We start from the raw sequence: 18,686 nt of genomic DNA, 5'->3' as shown, positions 1-18,686 counted from the left end.
TCACGGATGGCAATATATGCAGGTCAGCGATCCAGCGCACCTTCGGTGCGCGCCGGGGGCGTGGTAAATCCCGTGGTGCGCGCCGGCTTCGACCTGCGCCTCGACGGCCGCTCCAGCGTCAAGGTCCACACCGGCCACGGCCGCGACACCCGCCACGACGTCTACCAGAACCGCAACCAGCAGATCTGGGACGCACGCGACACCGCCACCCTGCGCGACAACCACCACCACGTCATCGACACCGAAACCTGGGGCCGCGGACACCACCACCACTAACCCCCACCGGCGGCACCCACACCGCCCAGTGACCCAGCCCGCCACGGGAACGGCGTGCCACGGCAACCCAGCCGCGGCACGCCACACCCACGACCCCCAGCACTCCTCCCCAAGAGGCCGAGGACGGATGGCGATACGGAGACATTGCCGAGCCAACGCGTGCGGTGCACATGGACGGTGTAGCGGCGACCCGGTTCTCCCGGGCTCAGCAGCAGGGGGACGCTCAGCGGCATGACGGGGTCGGCCCTTCGTCGGGGAAGGTGCGGGTCAGGTCGGTCACGGCGATCAGTCCTCCTGGGAAGCAAGCAGGCGGCGGAGTTCTTGGACAAGTTCGGCGGTGTCGCGCCCGGGGCGCTGATCCGCCTGTGCCTCCGCGTGGGCCAGCGCCCGGCCGACGGCGCCCGGCCGACGGCGTCGGGCAGGCTGACCGGGTTGGCGCCGTGCTCGGCATACAGCCTCTGGTGCTGTTCGGCCCAGCCGGTCAGCTCGGCCAGGCGCTGTTCCAGCTGATCGACGAGGACCTGCTCTGCAGCGTCCGTGCGGTACGGCTCGGCGGCCAGCTGGTGCAGACGGAGGGCGAGTTGGAGGCAAGCCCACCGCTCCTCGTCCAGCCGGAGGGCGACTTCGCGCAGGTCGAGCAGCCCGGCCAGCGGGCGGGCGGTCGTCCATACCTGGAGGCAGGCTTGGTTCACTTCGTGGTGCGCGTATCGCAGGCTGCCGTACAGGCCGGTGCCGGACAGCTGGTAGCTCAGTTCCTCCTCGAACAGCACCCGGTCGCCCCACTGCTCCCGGAAACGGCGCCGGGCCCGATCTCCGTAGGGCAGCGCGGTGCAGTTCGCGATAGGCACCTCCGGGGCGTACACGATCCCCTGGATGTCGGGCTCCCAGCGCTGTGCCGCGGACGTGAAGTACGCGGCGCTTGGGGTGGTGCTGTCGGTGGACACGTGGGGCGGTTCCTCTCGGAGGGTGGGGCTCGGTGGTCGGGTGTCCGAGCCGCTATCCGGTCTTTGCGTTAAGCCACAGCAGCAGCCCGCAGACGCAGAGATCCAGCGACTACACCACCGGGCGGGACCCATCCTGCTCGGTCGCGCTGGACTTGGATACGAAGAAAGTCCGCACCCGAAACTGACCTACCAGTTCCACTCTGTCTTCAATGACAGTTTCGTGAAGGCACTGACCGCGTTCCGAAGGACGATTCGGCGGGGTCCAGGGATCGGGCCGAGCACGCACACGGCAACCCAGCCGTCTTTTTCAAGGTCCGTGGGGTCGATTCGTGTGTGCCATCCGGCGGGGCGGTACAGGACTGGAGGCGTATCAGGGGGCGCGGGCGTATGTAGCCGTAGGTGGAGGGCGAGAAGGGTGTGCTGATGGTGGGTCATCGTGGTGTGACGGACGTCGATCCCCCTGATCTGTGTCCAGGGGATCTGTTGTTCCCCGTAGGGGTCGCTGGTCGTAATGCCCGCTTGATCGACGCGCAGCGTCCTGGCGTTCAGACTCTTCTTCAGCCATCTGCCCATTCTCCACTCCTGAGTACATGGGAGAATGACGAAGAATGCGGCTAGTCCCCAGACCAGGATCTCCCCTACTTTGTTGCCGTCCCAGTCGTGGAAGTCGGCGCAGCCGATGAAGAAGAGGGCAGTCAGGATCGCGCCGAGCATTTCGCCCCAGGGCTGCTGGTGGCTGCTGAACTCCTCAGGGTTCTCGTCGCCGGTCCATGACTGCTCGAAGGCCCTCCCCCCATCGGGTGGGGTGGTGACGGGCTCGTCGGGCGGTGTCTTCCCCCGGACCTTTTTGGGTTTGTGCGTCTTGGGCTTGCTCGGCAGGGGGCCGCGCACTGTCCGCGGAGGGCGTGTGCTGGCTGGAGGATCGGCTGTTGTGCTGTGGGGGACGATCGTGGCCTGGACGGCTGTGTTCTGCGTTGACACACCGGAAATGGGCTGGCTTCCCTCCTCCAGGAGCTGACGGTTCTGCTCGCGCAGGACACCGACCTCGTGCTGGAGCAGGCGTGCCTGTTCTAGCTGCCCGGCCAGTTCGGCATCGATCTGCCGGGTGTAGTTCTGGGCGTGCCGCAGGCTCTGTTGCTGTGCTTCGACGGTGTCTTCGAGGGCCTGGCGTGCCTCTTCCGCGCGCCGTGCCCGATCGAGCGCTTTGTCGAGGGCGCGGGCGAGGCGGCCGGCGTTCTTCTCCAGCGCGGCAAGCCTCGCCTCGGAGAGCTGCTGCGCGTGGTCCTGTTCTTCGCGGAGGCTGGCGAGTTCCTGCTGGAGCTGGGTGAGCTGGACGGCCGGCGAACCGCTGGCGGCATGCGCTTGGCCGCACAGCGCGACCAGGCCCTCGTACGCCTCGGCATTCAGCGGGTGGCCCCGGTCCGCGAGGAAGGCTCGCAGATCCTGCACGGCCTTCAGGGGCGCGATGCGCTGGCCGCTGAGATAGCGCGAGAGCGTGGCCGGAGAAACGTGGAGAGCCTTGGAGATTGCCTTCTGGGTACCGCCCCCGGCCAGGAAGGCCGCTGTCGCCGCCCGAAGCGCTGCCGCATACGCGATCAGGGGATCGGGCTCCCCGGGTATCGACCCGTCATCCATCCGCTCTCCCAACCCCGCCGCGTGATCTCCGCTCACTGACGACGGAGGTGCGCAATTCTTCCCCACCGGCGTCACCCACACCATCGAAAGCTGTTGCGGAAGGGGGGTGTTGCCAATCGCAGGTAACGCGCTGTTCCCACTGCTGCAACTCAGGCCGGACGCCGAAGCTTGAACCAGTGGCCGCACGGGACGGCCGCACCGAGAGCGAATGAGGTCCGCCGATGCCTATCTCCACACACCTGGTGCCCACCTCGGTCACCGGTATCAGCGGGCTCTCCGCGGCAATGGCCGGCGCCCCGTGGTGGGGCATCGTGATCTGCCTGATCGCGGCCCTGGCCGCCACCTCACTCCAGGCCCTCTTCCCCCAGGACTCCTCCGACCGCCTCGCCTGGTGGACCGACCTGCGAACCCACCGCCACCTACGGCGCACCACCCGCCGCTCCCACCCACCGACCTGATGAGGCACAGCCACTACCAGTCGCTGGATCTCTACCCGTGGCCTCAAAACGCCGTCCAGCAACGGGTGACGCGCTACCAAGATCAAGAACTGGCGGCTTCTCGGCACATCTCGGCGCTACCCCCTACAGGTCCGTTCGCCCTGGCTATACGAGATGCAGGGGGAGCCCACGGACCGCGGGCCTGACCGGGCTCGGGTCAGGCGCTGCGTTTGCGGGTGGCGTTCTTCTTCGCCGGGGTCTTCTTGGCCGTCTTCTTCGCGGCCGCCGTCGACTTCTTCGCCTCGCCGGTCTTGGGCGTGCTGCGTGCGCGGGTGTGGCTGGCCGACGTGGTCGCGTGGCTGGCTGCCGTCTTCTTCGCCGTCGTCTTCTTCGCGGTGGCCTTCTTGGTTGTGGTCTTCTTCGGCGGGGTGACGTCGTGCACCGTGGCGTCCTCGCCGCGGTTCTTCCTGGCCTCGGCCAGGCTGGTCTGCAGCGCCTCCATGAGGTCGACGACCTTCCCGCCCGGCGCCGGGACGGAGGCCCTGGCCGGTGGCGCGCATTCCGTCTTGGCCTGCACCAGGTTGACCACCGCGGCGGTGTACTGGTCCTCGTACGCGTCCAGGTCCGCATCGCCGAGAGCTCCGATCAGTTCGATGGCGGCCTCGATCTCGTTGTCGGCGAGCTCCACCTTGCGGGTCGGCGCGGCCTCGGCCGAGGGTCTCATCTCGTCGGGCCAGTGCAGGGTGTGCGCGATCAACACGTCCTCGTACGCGTAAATCAGCACCAGCTGCTCCTTGTCGCGGAGCGCGACCTTGCCGACGGCGGCCTTGCCCGAGCGGGCCAGGGCCTGGCGCATGAGCACGTACGGCTTGTCGCCGCCGGGGCCGGGCTGCAGCACGTACGGGGAGTTGTACTGGGTGGCCGGGACGCTGGCCATGTCCAGGAAGCCGCTGATCTCGATGGTCTTCGCGGTGGGCAGCGGCATGGCGGCGAGCTCGTCGTCAGTGATCTCCACCAGCGTGCCGTCGGGCGTCTCGTAGGCGCGGCCGATCTCGTCCTGCTCAAGAACCTTGTCGTCCAGCTCGCACTTATTGCGGTGCCGCACCGGCCCGTGATCTGCCTTGTGCATCTGCCGGAACGGGATCTTGTGACTGCTCACCGCCGATCCAAGACGCACCGGAATGGAGACCAGACCGAAGGAGACCGTCCCGGACCACAACGGCCTCATCGGCTCGATCCCTCGCCTGAGCAGGTCATATTCCGACGCTACGACCGCGCCCGGTGGCCCGCGACCGCAGCGAACCGGTGACCCGTCCCTCCCGGGCGGCGTGCCAGATGGGGCTGTCAGTGCGGGCGCATAGCGTGGCCGACATGCCCACGGATGAACTCCCCGCTGACCTGATCGCCTGCCAAGCCGCTTTCCAGGACGCGGACGCGGCCGTGGCCGCCTATGTCGACGCCATCGACCACGCCCCCGTGGAAGGACCCGCAGACGGCCAGGGCCCGGCTCCCCACCGGAAGGTCTGGAGTGAGGAGCAGGAGCAGGAACTGGAGCGACTGCGAGGCGTGCGGATGGCAGCGCTCAAGGCCCTGTGGGGTCACCCGGCAGTGGTGGAGGCGATGGCCGGCGGCAGCTGGATGAGCCTCCATACCCGGTTGAAGAAAGAGGTCGGCGCGCCCGGCTGGTCCTAGCGGTTCTACGCCCCGAAATCGGTGTCCTGGGCGGGATAGTCGTCGTCCCAGGGCGCCTGCTTCCGGGGCGAGCCGGAATTCGGGCCGGAGTGCAACAACGTGTTCCGCCGGGTGCGGCGCAGGGTCGCGGGGTGCCGCCAGGTGATGACGCCGCGGTAGTCCTGGCCCTCGATGGGCGTGACGACGGCGGCCGGAGCGAGGAACACGGTGGGCGCCGGCTCACCCGCGATGCGGTCGGTGGACCGGTGGTGGGTCTCCACCCGCGCCCACAGGGCCAGGTTCAGCTCGAACCACCAGGACCCGTCGGCGTCCCGAATCCGCCGGATCATCATCGCCCGCACGCTCTGCCCATCGGGCAGCCGCACGGCCACCAACGGGCCGGTCTCCGGCGCCCGGCCACTCCTCCCACTCTCCACTGTTCGATTCTAGTTCGAATCGAACATGCTGCCACTACTCCTTCCGCTCCAGCAGTTCGTCCGGCTGGGCTCCCAGGCCCCCTGGCCCGCCCGGCATCTGCGTCGCCAGGCGGGCCGGCTCCTAGCGCTAGCGGGTCTGCCACCAGTGCAGAAGTACCAGGAAAAGACCCGTGGTCACGGCCCTGGCACCTGCTCGGGTCACCTCGTCAGCCGCGGTCCGCATGAGGCGCTTGCCGCGGAGACGAGTGCGGAGAGGAGCTTTCGGCTGCTCAGAGCCGAGAGGCGGCCCCTCAAGGAACGTCAGATGAGGGCTCTGACACTGGCAAGGCTTACTCTCGGAATCGTCGGTACTCATCGTGGGCCTCCAGGTTCATCGATCGGGTACTGCGAGTGGGCGGCCTCCTGTTACGAGCAGGGGGCCGCCGTCGTTTCCGCCGGCAGCCCGAAAGGCCTTGCGCCCCATTGTGCTGGCCGTCACCGACAGCGTTGCTTCACACTGCGGATCGAACTGCGGATCGGACAGGGCGCGATGGTCGGCTCGCCTCCGGAAAGGACTACTCCCTATATGCGCATGGCACTGAAATTTACGAGAGCACAATCGCGGCACTGAAGTCGCTCACTACTGTTCCCGCCAGGCCGCTGACCTGCAGTACCTTGACGATGCTGAGCGTCCGGAGCGCTCCGGCTGCGGTAGTTCCGAGTTCCTAAGGATCTCGTCGACCAAGTCGACCAAGACGAACATGCCCCGCAAGTACGACACCAGGAAGAGCATCTTCAGGTTGTTGACCTGCTCCAGCTCGTCGCGCCCGAGGTAGACCTCCCTATCGCGCAGTCGATGTCGACCAACATTTTCGACAGGTCCGGCTGGGCGCAGGTGTCCTCGCCATCGTTGATGAAGAGGTTCTTGTCGTTTGCCGGCGCCGGACTGGCCGATCAGGGCGGTCGTGCCGGTGGTGCAGGCACGCAGGATGTCGATGCCCTCGCCGGTCTCGGCGCTGACGACCAGCACCGTGACGCCGGGGGCGATGCCCTCGACGTCGGCGCGGACGAACTCGGCGTCGTCCGCCAGGTCGGCTTTGGTGAGGACCACCAGCGGCTCGGCGCCGGACTCCCAGGCCAGGGCGAGGAAGCGCTCGATCCGGCCCAGGTCGGGGTCGGCGGCGAGCGAGTGGACGATCAGGACGGTGTCGATGTTGGCCGCCAGCAGCTGGCCCTCCGAGCGCTTGCCGGAGGTCTTGCGGACGATGGCGGTGCCGCGCGGCAGCAGGGCGCTGACGGTGGGCATCGGCTCGGCGGTCAGGTCGACGGCGGCCCAGTCGCCGGTGCACGGGTTCTTGAGCGGGTCCGGGTCGCCGACGGGACGGGAGTCGGCCCGGACGGTATGGAGTTCGCCCGTCGCGGGGTCGGCGAGGACGACGTCGCATCGGCCGCGGTCGACGCGGGCGATGCGGGCAGGGGTGAGACCCGCCTCGGCGAGTGGGGCGAAATCGGCGGCCCGGTCGTCATTCCAGCCAAAGCCGGACAGCGGGTGGGCAGCGGAAAGCGAAGTCAACTTGGGGGCGACCCTTCGAAAGGGTGGCCCCGGGCTCGGAATGCGGTGCAGCCAAGCCGGCCGCTGCGGCTGGGAGTCCGTAGGCGGCCGCCTCCGAAAAGGGCCGGAACAGGTATCGGGTACTCATCTCGGCCATTCCTGGCGCCATAGGGTGTATCGATGAATGAATTCCTTGCCCGCGCTTACCGCCCCGAGGACGCAGCGGCCGTCGCTGATCTGCTCAACGCTATTTCCAAGGCCGGTGGCGGGCAGCTCGAGCTCCCCGCCGCCGCGATCGAGAACGTGGTGAGAACTGAGGTCAAAGACCTGGCGAGGGACACCCGGCTGATCACCGACGCGGAGGGGCGGCTGGTTGCCGCCGCATTGGTACGCCTTCCGCCTGAGGACGGATTCCGGGTCAGCCTGGAAGGCGGGGTGCACCCCGACCGGCAAGGCCTCGGGATAGGCCGGGAGTTGCTGGCCTGGCAGCTCAACCGGGCGGCTGAACGACACGCCGAGGCCGCGCCGGAGGTGGAATGGCTGGCTGAGGTCGACACCGGCGTCCCCGACACGGCCGCGATCCGGTTGTACGAGCGGCTGGGGTTCACCGTCGAGCGGTTCTTCCTGGAGATGGCCGCGCCTACCTCAGCGCCTTCCGCTGCACCGCCCGTCGAGGGCCTGCGGATCGTCCGGTACGCCCCGGACCGGGAGCATGAGCTGCACGCCGTCCACACAGCGGCGTTCCGCGGTACCTGGGGCCACCAGGAGCGCACGTTCGACTCCTGGGCCGCAATGACCGTGCGGTCAAAGACCTTCGTCCCCGAGCTGGCCCGGTTGGCACTCGCCGACGACAAGGTCGTCGGTTACGTCCTGCCGTACGCCGACGCGCCCCAAGCGCTCTACATCGGGCAGGTCGGCACCGCCACGTCCTGGCGCCGACAAGGGGTGGCGGGCGCGCTGCTCGCCGACGTGCTGGGTGCGGCTGGCCGATCCGGTTACACCACAGCCGCACTCGAGACCGACGCCGACAGCACCACGGGCGCATCCACCGTCTACGAGAAGGCCGGCTTCGTCATCAACCACCGCATTGTCGTCTACCGCAAGCCCGTCCGATGACGGCCAGGAGCCGACACTCCGACTGATACTGCCGAGGCGCGTGTGACGTGGCCAGCTGCCCGGCGAGGGCCGGGCACCAGCGGGGGATAGCGGCAGGTCGAGGCGCTTGTCCATGTCGAGGCGGAACGTCCCGTAAGGGTTGAGGTTCGACCAGAACAAGGCGGTCAAGCCCCGCCGGTCCTCGTCGCTAAGTCTGTCCGCCCAGACCGGTTCAGCGAGGACCTGTTGCAGCAGCAGGGTGTTGACGTGTACCAATGCGGACTGCAGCAGGTGCAGGGCGAGCATGCTGGTCTCCGCATGTTCCCTGTCCGGGCCGGTCAAGGCGCCGTCCTTGCCGTAGTGGAGGACGGCGTTCGCGCTGTTCCAGTTCTCCACGACCTGCAGGCCGCCGTGGATCTCGCGGCGCAGGTTGGGGCTGGCCAGGTATTCGCACGCGAAGATCGTACGAACCGCACGGCCGAGTTCCTCCAGGGCCTGGTAGGTGGGGTGTTTGGGGCCGCCTCGGGTGAAGCGACGCAGGACCTGCTCGGCCTCGGCGGTTCCGAGCCGCAGGGCGGTGGCGTACTTGACCATCTGGTCGTACTGCTGGGCGATCAGCTCCCACTTGATCGCCCTCGTCAGCGAGCCGCCGAACGCCGGCCAGCCGGGCGGGTCGTCGTCGGGGCGATACAGCCGGATGCTGCCGATGTTCTTCAACCGGGGCAGGAGCCGGAAGTTCAGCAGTTCGGTGAAGGCGAACCCGACCACCGAGGCGCCGTGGGTGTCGACGTAGTTCGATTCGATCTCGGCATCCGTGCAGTGCCGTAGCAGGCCTTCGATCATCGCCGCGACCTCGGACGACGAACAGCTCTTGAGCTGGCTGTAGATACAGACATTCTTCCGCTCCACGTGCCAGTAGATCATCACGCCGTTGCCGCCGTAGCGGGCGTGGTACTCCGTCATGAAGTTGGACGACCAGGAGCCGAACTTCTTGCTGTCGGACGCGCAGGCCGTACCCCGTCCCCACCACTGGGTGTCGCGGGTGGCGAAGGTGGTGTTCACCAGCCTGGTCACGGCGGCCCGCAGGGTGTCGACGGTGATGAAGTGTCGGCGCACGTGCCGCAGCGAGGCCTCGCTCTCGCCGTGCTCGCCGGTGGCCACAATGGCGCGGATGCCCATGTTCGTCCCGAGCGCGAACAGGGCCAGCAGCAGTCGGCGCTGGAGGGTGGCGCGGTCGATGCGCTCGTAGGCGGCTACCGAGGAGAACTCGTCGGTGAAGCCGGTCAGGAAGTCGGCGTTCTTCAGCACGTCCAGGAGATCGAGGACGCCCCATCGCCGGATCACCTCGTCCTTGAGCGCCTGCAGGCCGGTCGGCTCTGGCAGCGGTTCCAGCTTCGGCACGGTGATCCACGGGTCGCCGTGCCGGGTGGTCACCTTCACCCCGCCCGCCGAGCCGTCCGCCAGGGCCAGCGACAGGCGGTCCAGGCCGGCGGTCATCCGCTTCTTCAGGCTGGTGATGAACTCCCGCGGGTCGATGGGCTGGCGGATCGCCGCGTAGTGCACGGTGCGGGTGGCCTCGAAGTCGCCCGGCATGTCGTCCTCCGGATTGCGCCACCGCGTCGCGCCCTCGACGTAGATCTCGCGGCGCCGGATCGCGTCCCGCAGCGCCACCAGCACGCACAGCTCGTACGGGATGCGCTCGATCTTCCCCTTCTCGTCCATCACCGCTTCGCGCCAGTCCTTGCGCACGACGCCGTCCATCGGCACCGCGTCGCCGGCGTCGTAGAAGCGGGTCTTGCCGTCCACCGTCGCGTACTTCTCCAGCAGCACCAGAGCGTCCATCACCGGCCGGTACGCGGTGTTGTTGCTCTTGAAGCCGAGCGTCTTCAGCAGCGGCGGCAGCATCTGCCGGTAGTACGAGCTGTACGAGCTCCGCAGCGTGGTGCGGACCTTGGCCTTGAATACCTTCTCGTTCGCCTTCGCCTCGGTGACCAGGTCCCGCAGCGTCTTCTCGCCGACGACGGGGTACAGGGCCCGCCGCACGATCTCGTCCGGCTGGCCGATCGCCGCGTCGGCGAGCTTGAAGAGGATGCCCTCCTTGCCGCGGACCTTCTTCAGCTCAGCGGTGAGCTGCCGCTCCACGCGCCGCTCGGCCCGGGCGTTGATCTTCTGCACCAGGGCGACCAGCAGGTCCACCAGCGCGTCGGTGATCTCCGCCTGCCGAGCCGAGCACAGCGCGGCCAGCAGGGTGGCCCGCGCTTCCTCGGCCGTGTCTCGGAAGTCCGAGGGGTACATTCTGATCGCCCGGGCCCGCCAGGCGGCCAGCAGCTTCTCCGAGCAGTCCGCGAACAGCCCCTCGGGCAGGCCGAACTTGCGCACCGAGTTCAGCTTGGTGATCTCCGCCAGCAGCGACTCCAACCCCACCGCGCCCGGGTCCTGCTTCAGGTCGGCCAGCAGGACGGCGCCGGCCTCGTTGCCCTCGGCCACCAGCGCGAGCAGCCGGGACGCGCACACCTCGCCCAGGCGCTCGACGGTCCGCGCGCAGAACGCCTTCTCCGCCCGGGCCTGGGCCGAGGCGATGATCCGGCCGATCCGGCCCGGCGGCTCGATCCGACCCACCCGGCACTGCACCAGCAAGGCCTCCCGCAGCCGGTCCTCCACCAGCTCGACCGGGCAGACCTCGTCCGCCAGCCACCCGATCAGCCGCTCCTCGTCCACCCGCGTCGAGGGGCGGAAGCCTAACCTCGTCGTTTCACTTGGGTACGGCGGCCGGCGGGGGTGGAAACGCGAAAGTGCCTTCCTGACCTGGGACGATGAACCTTGCTGAGGGGTTCGATCAGACCAAGCGGAGGGCACCTTCTACGTGCAGGCTATCGGTTCGCGTCCCAAGGTCCGTGTCAGTGCGGATGGTTCGGGGGTTGTCGGGCATGTCGGGGCCCGACTGCTGGCCGACCTCGCCGAGGTCACCGGGCTGACCCCCGCGTACTCCGCCGCGCTCGGTCCGCTGCGACCGCGCGGCACCGGGCACGGCCCGGGCCGGATCGCGACCGATCTCGCGGTGATGCTCGCCGACGGTGGCGAAACCATCACCGACCTGGCCGTGCTGCGCGACCAGACCGAGGTGTTCGGCCCCGTGGCGTCCACACCCACCGCCTGGCGGCTGCTCGCGGATGTGGACGAACAGCTGCTCGCCCGGCTGCGATCTGCCCGGGCCGCCGCCCGGGAGGTTGCCTGGCTGCAGGCGGCCGAACGGAGTGAAGGCATCCCGACGGCGCGGGCCGGTGGACGCGAGATACCCGGCCTGGTGGTGGACCTCGATGCCACGCTGGTCGCCTGCCACTCCGAGAAAGAGGCGGCCGCCGCCACCTACAAGGGCGGCTTCGGCTTCCCCCCACTGCTGGCCTTCCTGGCCAACACCGGTGAGGCCCTGGCCGGGCGGCTGCGGCCCGGAAACGCCGGAGCGAACACCGCAGCCGATCACATCACAGTGTTGGACGACGCCCTGGCCCAACTCCCCCACGCCCACCGCCACGGCACCGAGATCCTTATTCGTGCCGACAGCGCCGGGTCCGCGAAGACGTTCCTCACGCACATCCGCAGCCAGCGCAGCAAACAGATCCGTACGTTCTTCTCCGTCGGCACCGCCGTCACCGAGACGGTCCGGCGCGCGATCCGTGCGGTCCCCGAACGCCTCTGGCACCCCGCTGTGAACCAGGACGGCATAATCCGGGACGGGGCCGAGGTCGCCGAGCTGACCGGCATGGTCGACCTGTCCGGCTACCCGGTCGGCACCCGGATCATCGTCCGACGCGAGCGCCCGCACCCCGGTGCCCAACTGTCGCTGTTCGACGCCGACGAGGGCCTGCGCCACCAGGTATTCCTCACCGACACGCCGTTCGCCGGTGGCGGTTCGGCGCAGTTCCTGGAGGTCCGCCACCGCGGACACGCGATCGTCGAGGACCACATCCGAACGGGGAAGGACACCGGCTTCGGGCGCTTCCCCTCCCGCCGTTTCACCGTCAACGCCGCCTGGCTCGAACTCTCCCTGGCCGCGATCGACCTGCTCGCCTGGACACGCGTCCTCCTACTGGACGGTGACCTCGCCATGGCCGAGCCGAAGAAGCTCCGCTACCGACTCCTACACGTCGCCGCCCGCCTCACCCGAGGCGGGCGGCGCCTCCACCTGCGGATCTCGACGACCTGGCCCTGGAGGAACGAACTCGCCACGGCTTTCCACCGCCTGGCCGCACTGCCCCGCCCAGCCGGCTGATCGCCGGCCAGCCTGACCACCCACGACCCGAGGAACCCGGAGAACCCGACCACCGCGCCGGGACTCCGTCATGCCCAGGCATCGAAAACGCCTCAACCACCAAGCAATTGACCATCAGCGACGTCGCGCCACCCCAACCGAAACAGCGAGGCTAGCCTTGCATTCATTCGGTCGGAACTCTGTAGCCCGAACGGCGTGGTCTCGGCGGTCGGGCCTGTGGCCCCAAGCGCCGTGGCACACCGCCGCCGGGAGGGCGGCCCGGGAGCGTCCTTCCGCCGCCCGGGCGGCGGAAGGACGCTTGCAGCCGGGTGGCCCACGAGTTGCTCAGTCGCGGCTGTCCGAGACCGAGCACCGTCGTCGACTTGCTCGGCCATTGGGGCGAACGATCGGCGTGTACGCGTCACCGCTCTCCAGGCCGCCCCGCACCGTGACACGCACACCAACCACACGGCCAAGGGCGGAGAGCATGATGAGACTGGTGCGGAGCCGGAAGGCGCTGGAACTGGCGGAGAAGCACTTGGAGCTTCTCAAAGAGGTCGGCGACGACTCGCAGGAGTTCACAGACGTCTTCGTTCCGAGCATTGCCATGATCCGCAGGGTCGGTCATGCAATCGACGTGGAGTCAAAGGGGGCCCGGACGCAGCAGTTCGGCCAGTGGTGGTCGCAGAGCAAGAAGAACCTCCTGCTGCGGTGCATCACGGAGGTACGGAACCTGGTGTTCAAGGGCATGGAGGAGGGAACGCAGGTCCGGCACGAGGTGCACATGACCGATACGGCGACCGGAGCCGCAACCGCACACGACGCGACGGTGATCACCGAGACGACACGCATTGCCGTCGTCAGGGACGGGCGGGAGGGGGAGGAATATACGTTCACTAGCCCGCCTACGTCAGAACCAGAGGTGGCTGATCCGACGTACCGCCGTACCTGGGTGTTCAAGGGCGGAGAATGCGACGGCCAGGAACTGATTCCTGCCTTGCATCAGTACCTGGAGTGGATGCGGGGCGAGGTCATCCCCGAAGCTGAGCGGCTTCTAGCCCTCGTCGATTGACAGCGCGCACGGGCCCGTGGTCGGTGCGCAGCTCGGCGGGCCAGACGCGGTCCAGGGCGACGTTGACGGAGTCCACGAAGGTCAGCTTGCCAGCCCGCGGTGCTGAGCGGGCAAGCTTCGTCCGGAGAGGGCACGGCCGGGTGACAGCCCACCGCACCGTGATCGCGTTCTCCCGCGGCGTCGACACTCCGCGTTCCAGCGCGCGGGGCGGACGGCGCCTGTTGCCTGTTGCCGAATGTCCGCGGCTCGGTCGGGAGCGGCTGATCGGGCTGGAACCGCTGCGGGGCTCCAAGCATCGGTCCTGGCACCGTGACGACTCGTCGCTTTGCGTCGTTGTGCGTGCCATGACGGAGGAATCCCAGGACCGCCGCGCCGTGGTCGAAGATCTCAACGCCGCGTCGCTGGCGCTCGCTCGGATGATGACCGCGATCACCGCCGAAGACTTGCGCTGGCTCAGCTCGCAGGAACACGCGGAGCTGGAGGGGCTGGCGGACCAGGCCATGGGCCTGCTGGACGATGTGGAGCAGATCCTGGGCAGGGCCGTGCCGTCCCCTGCCGGCCTCATCCACGCGGTGTGTGCGTCTGCCCGGCTCGCAGATCGGCTGCGCGAGCGGCTGATCGACAGCGCCGTTGCGGCCACCCGTGTACCCGATCACCCGTGACCCGCGAATGGGTCATGCGGGGCAACCATCCGTGGGGACTGGCCAGCGGTGAGGGCGCGGCTCAGGGAGGAACTGCGTCGCGCGGCTGGCGAGTTCGGCCTGGCTTCGTATCTGAAGTCGGACTCCATTTGCTGCTCTGGGCACCTCGTTGTGTAGGTGAGATTTGACTCCACTGGCCGGCGTCGGACGCTTGGTCGGGGCGGCTCTGGGTAAGGTCCGGGCGTGGGTTGCTATCTTGGGTCGCCAAACGGCTGCAGGCAGGTGAGGCACATTCCGAGGTTCGGAAGACGCGACCCGACGCCAACGATCTGACCCCGGCCCCCGCCGCCCCAGTTAGCCGCCTTGAGGGGTGGAACACTGATCCGTATGGCCGTGTCCACGGAACCGGCCATGGACCTGTTCGTCGCACAGATCAGAGGAACCGGCACCATGAACCACGACATCACCGCGGTCCTCCCCATCGAGGCCGACCTGGGACAACTGCGCACCCAAGCCAAGGACCTGCGCCTGGCGGTGCTGGGCGACAGGGCTGGCGCCAGAGACCGCGCGGCGACGGCCGGACCGGTGGACCCAGACGGTTTCTCCATCCGCGACGCCCAGCACGTCATCGCCCACGAGCACGGCTTCGCCCGCTGGCAGGACGTGATCTCGGCGTTCGGCAGCCGCCAACCGCGCGAGCGTGATCTCCACCGCTGGTTCGCCGTCGAGCTCAACAACGAACTCGGGGACCTGCTCTTCGACCTCACTCCGCGCACCCCGCGTGCCGAGCAGGACCGTGCGCTCTACCAGGCGTATGCGGCCTGCTACCACTGGCTGGAGGCAGGAACCCCGGCCAACCACGGCCGCGCCGAGTACTCCATCGCCCGAACCGCCCTGGCCATCGGCCGCCCGCAGGTCGCCGCCCCGCACGCTGCGCGTTATGCGGAACTGATCGCCGAGCACCCGGACGCCTTCACCGATTGGGACCGGGCTTTCGCCGTCGAGATTCAAGCTCGGACAGCCGCCGCCATCGGCGCCCCGGACGCGGGGAAGCTCAAGGCCCACGCGCAGTACCTCGCCGGGCAGGTCTCCGATCCCGAAGCACGCGAAGTCGTCCAGGACCGCCTCGGCCACGGGCCCTGGTTCGGACTGGACGAATAGCACAGCGCAACGGCACCGGCGGAACGACCGCCCGTCCGACCGGTGGTCGAGCCATCTCCGCCGTACAACTCGACCTTCGAGACCGGCACTTGAGCCACCCAGGGCTACCTACTGCACTCGGCATCCTCCCGCCGCAAGGGCCCCAGTGGAGTCAAATCTCACGACATTGAATCCGGCTCCACGCCGCCCCACTCCACTGGAGTCAGAACTCACCTACCACTGGTCTCAAGACTCGGTTCTGGAACACATTTCGTGAGGACGATCAGCTGTTGAGTTCCGAGGCCCAGGTGGTCAGGGCGGCGAAATCTGCGGGTAGCAGTCCGCGGTTCGGGTCGATGCGTCGCAGCAGTGCCGGTCCAGAGTGGTGGGCGGTGACCCATGCCTGGTCCGCGTCGGTGATCTCGTCGTCCAGCCAGGCGAACGGGCGGCCTTCAGCCCAGGCGACGAGTTCGGGGGTCTTCCAGAACACGCCGCCGACCGGCGTGGGCCGAGGCGAGGACCAGGCGATGAACGGCAGTTCTGGGAGTCCGAGGACCGGTGCGATGTAGGTGTTGGCTTCCTCCTCCCATGTTGATGCCCATGCCAGGTCGAACGGCAGTGCTGCCAGAGCGGGGCCATGGCTTGGGTTCAGCCAGACCGGGAGCGGAACGGGTTCCCGATTCCGCGGTCCTGCGGGCATCCTCGTCATTTCGGCGGCCACCCAGCGCGGGGTGAGCCAGCGGTGGGTCTCGTATCCATCGGGTTGATGGTCCGGCATCGCGGCAAACGGGTTGAGCGGTCCGTCCACGTCCACCAGCAACAAGGGGCGCGACGACAGGTTGTCCACGGTCATGCGCCGAACCCTATCGACTGCCAGTTCCATGTTTTCTTGCGGCGGACGCGTCCGTGGGCTGTCGTCCACAGGCGGTGAGGAGGACGCTGTGGACGACCACGTAATTCGGCTCTGTCGGGGATCTTGTGATGTCGCAGGGCTGAGCTGGGCAGTCTCCGGGTGTGCGGTTCAGGGGTGTTGGGGCGGTTGTTGCCGCATCTGTCCGGTGTTGTCATCGAGTCGATCAAGCGAACGGCCGGGGTCATCACGCTTCGCGCGGGGTGTCAGACGTCTCCTGTGAGATGCCCGGGATGCGGTATGCCGTCGTGGCGGGTGCACGGCCGGTACGTCCGCCGGCTCGGTGATGCCCCCGTGGCCGGCAGCCCCGTGGTCATCGAGCTGACCGTGCGCCGGTTCAAGTGTCTGAGCAGCTGGTGCCCGGCCGTGACGTTCGCCGAGCAGATCGAGGGGCTAACCAGGCCGCATGCCCGGCAGACGCAGGTGCTGCGGTCGATGCTCGCCTCGATCGCTCTGTGCCTGGCGGGCCGTCCCGGCGCCCGCCTAGCCGCGGCCCTCGGGATCCGCATCGCCAAGGACGCGCTGCTGGACCTGCTCCGCTCGGTTCCGCAGCCACCAGTCGGCGCCATCAGATTTCTGGGAGTGGACGACTTCGCTCTACGCAAGGGCGACTCCTACGCGACGATCCTGGTTGATCTGGAGGCCCGCCGCCCGGTCGACGTCCTGCCCGGCCGGGACGCCGAGCCGCTAGCCGCATGGCTTCGCCGCCACCCGGAAGTAGAGGTGATCTGCCGGGACCGGGCCGGCGCCTACGCTGAAGGGGCCCGAAGCGGTGCCCCGCATGCGATGCAGGTCGCCGACGCCTGGCATCTGTGGCGAAACGTCGCGGATGCGGTGGAGAGAACGGTCGGCTCTCACCACGGTTGCATCCAGGCCGCGTTCGCGGCGACCCCGGTCATGGCGGAGGCAACCGCGAGGGACCTGGTCGCACCGGAGCCGTCCAGACCGGTGGCCGTCCCGTTCGTCCCGCCGGACGGCACGCTCGACGTCAGCGGCCAACCCCGGCGCCTGGTAGCCCGCACGACGCAGAGATACGAGACGGTCCAGGCACTGCTGGCCGAGGGGAAGTCGTTGGCGGCGATCGGCCGGACACTGCGGCTGGACCACTCCACCGTCCGCCGTTTCGCCCGCGCCGCCAGCCTCGACGAACTCCTGGCCAAAGCCACCGGACGACTGTCCGTGTTGGACGAGCACAAGCCCCACCTCCACGCCCGCTGGCTGGAGGGCTGTCACGACATTCCCCAGCTCCACAGGGAACTGCGCGAGCGCGGATTCACCGGGAGCGTCCAGTGCTCCGCCGCTACTTCCGCGCCTTCAGACCTCCCCGCCAACCAGGACGAAGGCAGCAGCCGGTGTCCCGGCCGCGGCCCAGGCCAGCCCCGAAACCCCGACGCGTCGTCCGCTGGATCATGACGCACCCCCAGCACCTCGCGGCCGCCGACGCCGCGGAACTGAAGGAGATCCGTACGGCCTGCCCTCACCTCGACGCCGCCGCACGGCACGTCCACGACTTCGCTGAAATGCTCCACGACCTCCGCGGAGACCAACTTCCCGACTGGATGGAGCGAGTCCTTGCTGACGACCTCCCAGCCCTCCACTCGCTGGTCAGCGGCCTGCGACGCGACTTCGACGCCGTCACCGCAGGACTCTCCACACCATGGAGCTCCGGCCAGGTCGAGGGCCACGTCACCCGCGTCAAGCTCATCAAGCGCATGGCCTACGGCCGAGCCAACCTCGACCTCCTACGCCAACGCGTACTCCTCGGCCCATAACCCGGCGACATCACACGATCCCCGGCAGAGCCCGTTTTGCCCCCATGGGCCCGTCTGGCTGGGGGCTGGTGACTCGTCTCGTCAGAGGTCGACGCGATTTTCCGCAGCCGATGGGTCATCGGCGGAGCCGTAGCGCAGGACGACGTGCGCCGGCCGGAACGGCAGGTCGTTCAGGATGGATGCCATGACGGCGAAGAGCGCGTCGGCGTCCGGTCCGTAGGCGTAGAGGGCGACCTCGCCGCCTCCGTACTCGTTCCCATCGAACTCGCCGACGTCGGCTTGCTCGATCGCCTCGGTCAGGAGGGACTGGGCCTGGCGGACGGCCTCACGCTGGGTTGGATCACCGAGGCCAGCGTCGGCCAGTCGGTAGTGAGCGATGACGGCATGCTCAACGTCGATTTCTGCTTCGTCTGTGTCGGCCATACGGGAAACGTTCTCATCCCGGACCGACATCCTCGCCGGCCTGGCCCTGCGGGACGCGGAGACCTTGACCTCCCTACACCAACATGTACTGCTCGACCCGTGACCCTGCGACGTCACAAGATCCCCGCCAGAGCCGAATTGCGTGACCGTCGACACACCTGCACGCCGCCGCTCTCCCGCTCGCGTCGCCCCTCCCTTGTCTCCCGACCGGCCGTCCCACAGACTGACGGCACTGCGAAAGAGACTCCAGGGGAGGGATCTGTGGCCACGGAGGCGGAGCGCGCGCTGGGCACCTTCATCCGTAACCATCCGACGGACAACGCGCGTCGCGGGCGCGTCGCGATTGGCGCGCTGCTGGTGGGCCTGGTCTTTGCGGCCGTCGCCATCCCGGTGACCATCGCCCTCTTCTCCGAGGGCGGGGATGGCGCGCAATTTGCCGGGCTGCTGTGGGGC

At 68.4% G+C, this 18,686-nt stretch carries 16 protein-coding genes and 3 pseudogenes; 11 read left to right on the top strand and 8 right to left on the bottom strand.

Going from position 1 to position 18,686, the window contains the following annotated elements:
* Positions 1-87: 87 nt before the first annotated feature.
* Positions 88-276, top strand: a pseudogene (locus AC07DC_RS39590) (lamin tail domain-containing protein); the annotation flags it as partial.
* Here AC07DC_RS39590 and AC07DC_RS39585 read toward each other — a convergent pair.
* Positions 273-1,220 (bottom strand): hypothetical protein, encoded by a 948-nt coding sequence (locus AC07DC_RS39585; RefSeq protein ID WP_478919686.1) that lies wholly within the window; start codon positions 1,218-1,220, stop codon positions 273-275. The pseudogene AC07DC_RS39590 and the gene AC07DC_RS39585 overlap by 4 nt on opposite strands.
* Positions 1,221-1,406: 186 nt before the next feature.
* Positions 1,407-2,855, bottom strand: a complete 1,449-nt coding sequence (locus AC07DC_RS39580; protein WP_478919684.1) for a helix-turn-helix domain-containing protein — start codon at positions 2,853-2,855, stop codon at positions 1,407-1,409.
* A 221-nt stretch (positions 2,856-3,076) separates the two neighbouring features.
* On the opposite strand from AC07DC_RS39580, the gene AC07DC_RS39575 reads away from it, so the two are divergent.
* Positions 3,077-3,313: a hypothetical protein gene (locus tag AC07DC_RS39575; RefSeq protein ID WP_478919682.1), complete on the top strand. Its 237-nt coding sequence runs from the start codon at positions 3,077-3,079 to the stop codon at positions 3,311-3,313.
* A 196-nt stretch (positions 3,314-3,509) separates the two neighbouring features.
* Here AC07DC_RS39575 and ku read toward each other — a convergent pair whose 3' ends face one another.
* Entirely contained in the window at positions 3,510-4,520 is a 1,011-nt protein-coding gene (gene ku, locus AC07DC_RS39570) for a non-homologous end joining protein Ku (protein WP_478919681.1), read from the bottom strand.
* A gap of 143 nt (positions 4,521-4,663) precedes the next feature.
* On the opposite strand from ku, the gene AC07DC_RS39565 reads away from it, so the two are divergent.
* Positions 4,664-4,984 carry a hypothetical protein gene (locus AC07DC_RS39565; RefSeq protein ID WP_478919680.1) on the top strand — a complete coding sequence of 107 codons (321 nt, stop codon included), beginning with the start codon at positions 4,664-4,666 and terminating at the stop codon, positions 4,982-4,984.
* Between the two features lie 5 nt (positions 4,985-4,989).
* Here the strand turns inward: AC07DC_RS39565 and AC07DC_RS39560 are convergent, their stop codons facing one another.
* Together AC07DC_RS39560 and rsgA are read right to left on the bottom strand one after the other, a co-directional pair.
* Positions 4,990-5,400: a hypothetical protein gene (locus AC07DC_RS39560; RefSeq protein WP_478919679.1), complete on the bottom strand. Its 411-nt coding sequence runs from the start codon at positions 5,398-5,400 to the stop codon at positions 4,990-4,992.
* A gap of 619 nt (positions 5,401-6,019) precedes the next feature.
* Complete coding sequence (gene rsgA, locus AC07DC_RS39555) at positions 6,020-6,952, bottom strand: GTPase RsgA (RefSeq protein WP_478919678.1); 933 nt, start codon at positions 6,950-6,952, stop codon at positions 6,020-6,022.
* Between the two features lie 159 nt (positions 6,953-7,111).
* Here rsgA and AC07DC_RS39550 point away from each other — a divergent pair, with 159 nt between their 5' ends.
* Positions 7,112-8,047: a GNAT family N-acetyltransferase gene (locus AC07DC_RS39550; RefSeq protein WP_478919677.1), complete on the top strand. Its 936-nt coding sequence runs from the start codon at positions 7,112-7,114 to the stop codon at positions 8,045-8,047.
* A 177-nt stretch (positions 8,048-8,224) separates the two neighbouring features.
* Here AC07DC_RS39550 and AC07DC_RS39545 read toward each other — a convergent pair.
* Positions 8,225-10,744: pseudogene (locus AC07DC_RS39545) on the bottom strand (Tn3 family transposase); the annotation flags it as partial.
* A 145-nt stretch (positions 10,745-10,889) separates the two neighbouring features.
* Between AC07DC_RS39545 and AC07DC_RS39540 the strand changes: the two are divergent.
* The 4 genes from AC07DC_RS39540 (at position 10,890) to AC07DC_RS39525 (ending at position 15,149) form a co-directional block, all read left to right on the top strand.
* Positions 10,890-12,296 carry an IS1380 family transposase gene (locus AC07DC_RS39540; protein WP_478919676.1) on the top strand — a complete coding sequence of 469 codons (1,407 nt, stop codon included), beginning with the start codon at positions 10,890-10,892 and terminating at the stop codon, positions 12,294-12,296.
* 466 nt (positions 12,297-12,762) lie between these two features.
* Complete coding sequence (locus tag AC07DC_RS39535; protein WP_478919675.1) at positions 12,763-13,347, top strand: hypothetical protein; 585 nt, start codon at positions 12,763-12,765, stop codon at positions 13,345-13,347.
* Positions 13,348-13,487: 140 nt separating this feature from the next.
* A complete protein-coding gene (locus tag AC07DC_RS39530) occupies positions 13,488-14,009 on the top strand; it encodes a hypothetical protein (protein ID WP_478919674.1) in 522 nt (173 codons plus the stop codon).
* Between the two features lie 366 nt (positions 14,010-14,375).
* Positions 14,376-15,149 carry a hypothetical protein gene (locus AC07DC_RS39525; protein WP_478919673.1) on the top strand — a complete coding sequence of 258 codons (774 nt, stop codon included), beginning with the start codon at positions 14,376-14,378 and terminating at the stop codon, positions 15,147-15,149.
* Between the two features lie 262 nt (positions 15,150-15,411).
* Here the strand turns inward: AC07DC_RS39525 and AC07DC_RS39520 are convergent, their stop codons facing one another.
* Positions 15,412-15,981 (bottom strand): hypothetical protein, encoded by a 570-nt coding sequence (locus AC07DC_RS39520; RefSeq protein WP_478919672.1) that lies wholly within the window; start codon positions 15,979-15,981, stop codon positions 15,412-15,414.
* 159 nt (positions 15,982-16,140) lie between these two features.
* Between AC07DC_RS39520 and AC07DC_RS39515 the strand changes: the two genes are divergently transcribed.
* Entirely contained in the window at positions 16,141-17,451 is a 1,311-nt protein-coding gene (locus tag AC07DC_RS39515; RefSeq protein WP_478919671.1) for an ISL3 family transposase, read from the top strand.
* Positions 17,448-17,810 carry an ISL3 family transposase gene (locus AC07DC_RS39510; RefSeq protein WP_478919670.1) on the top strand — a complete coding sequence of 121 codons (363 nt, stop codon included), beginning with the start codon at positions 17,448-17,450 and terminating at the stop codon, positions 17,808-17,810. Before AC07DC_RS39515 ends, AC07DC_RS39510 begins: the two co-directional genes overlap by 4 nt.
* A gap of 81 nt (positions 17,811-17,891) precedes the next feature.
* Here the strand turns inward: AC07DC_RS39510 and AC07DC_RS39505 are convergent, their stop codons facing one another.
* Positions 17,892-18,233, bottom strand: a complete 342-nt coding sequence (locus AC07DC_RS39505; RefSeq protein WP_478919669.1) for a hypothetical protein — start codon at positions 18,231-18,233, stop codon at positions 17,892-17,894.
* Between the two features lie 261 nt (positions 18,234-18,494).
* Here AC07DC_RS39505 and AC07DC_RS39500 point away from each other — a divergent pair.
* Positions 18,495-18,686 (top strand): annotated as a pseudogene (locus tag AC07DC_RS39500) (hypothetical protein); the annotation flags it as partial.

The organism is Streptomyces sp. NPDC045021, from assembly GCF_056432645.1.
This window is presented reverse-complemented; position numbering and strand designations above follow the sequence as displayed.